Annotated in this window: 1 protein-coding gene and 1 pseudogene; both read right to left on the bottom strand. The window is 45.6% G+C overall.

From position 1 onward, the window contains the following. Positions 1-1073: NB-ARC domain-containing protein (locus F6K37_RS42345; protein ID WP_287257211.1), on the bottom strand; the 1073-nt coding region annotated here is incomplete at its 3' end. Positions 1074-1211: 138 nt separating this feature from the next. Then, a pseudogene (locus tag F6K37_RS42340) lies at positions 1212-1402 on the bottom strand (hypothetical protein); the annotation flags it as partial.

Genomic DNA, 1402 nt, shown 5'->3' with positions numbered 1-1402 from the left:
CTTACGATCTGAGTTGGTGTATCAGGAATTTCTTGGGCCACAGCTACCATTGTTTGACAAAAGCTTTGCTTGTAGCCATCGGCCTCTGGTAATTGAGCCAGCTTGGTCAGGAAAAATTCTCGAATTAGTTGATGGAGTCGATAGGTTTGCTGTTCGGTCAGTTGTAAGAGATTACGATTGACCAGATAGCGATTGGCCGTAGGCCACGCTACGCGAACGCGTAAATCTTCCAATTCTTCTTGTTCTTCTTCCCAGTCATCTTCATCTTCAGTTTCGATAACACACTTCTCTACCAAGAACCAATCAAAAGGAGCAGGAGCAAAAAGACTCAGACGACATCCCAACTGCTGGGCTTCTGGACACTCTTTCAAATCATCCCAGGATAACTCAAAAGCTGCTGCTACTCCCAACTGGGCTGTGATCTCCCCTTGTTCTGTTTGATAAAGTAATGCCTTAGCTGCTAATTTCTTTTTCTCTAAACGTTTCTGAACTTTAGCAATGGTTAAATTCGGATGTATATCTAAATATCGTCCGACTAACTCCAAACCTAAAGGCAAATAACCCAACCATTCACATAAGGCTTCTGCTTCGTTTGGTTCTTTCTCAATGCGCTCTTTTCCAACAAGCGATTGGCCGTAGGCCACGCTACGCGAACGCAATAATTCCAATGCTGCCTCTGGGGATAGCACATCCAAGTCAATTCGTCGGTAAGAAGCCCCTGGACGCTGACGGCTGGTGACCAGTACTTTGAAGCGGGATTGGGCTGGAGGTAAGTAGGGCTGAATTCTCTGTTTGTAGTCCTTGCTGAAAGAAGGCACATCATCCAGCACGATCAATGCTGTTCCTTCTGGCCAATGCCCCCAGCAGTATTCTACTTGTTGGTTGAACTCTAGTTCTTCTGGAATGGTTAATCCTAATTTAGTACGGGCAAAATTGACAACTTGAGTCCCGAGATCCAACCCTCGCACTGGGAACCAGCACAAACCACCAGGGTAGTTATCCTGATATCTCAAAGCATATTGTAGAGCTAACTCGGTTTTGCCCACACCGCCCATTCCGGCAATGGCACAAATTGCTAATTGATTGGTCTGTTGAAATTCCTGATGGAGCTGCTCAAGTTGAGCATCTCTACCGACAAAGTGGGGAGTGCCACGATTGATAATGTTACTGGGGGGATTTAATTTTGTCCGTTCCCGGTCGGACGACTTGAGCTAATGCTCATGAATAGGAATCTCGCCAAGATAAACTGTTCCGTTGCTGTCATCCTTTAGCCGTACAGTAGTTTTGAGGCATTCTTTGATAAATTTCTTGACACTAAGATAGAGCTCACTGTCTGGAGACTTGGGTTTGGATATCGAAATGTGGTCATCAGGCATTGCAGGAGTGAAGCCGGTTGCAATGA

It is taken from the genome of Moorena sp. SIO4E2, from assembly GCF_010671945.1.
Taxonomy (GTDB): domain Bacteria; phylum Cyanobacteriota; class Cyanobacteriia; order Cyanobacteriales; family Coleofasciculaceae; genus Moorena; species Moorena producens.
Note: the sequence above shows the minus strand (reverse complement) of the source record. Positions and strands in the feature narration are given on the sequence as shown.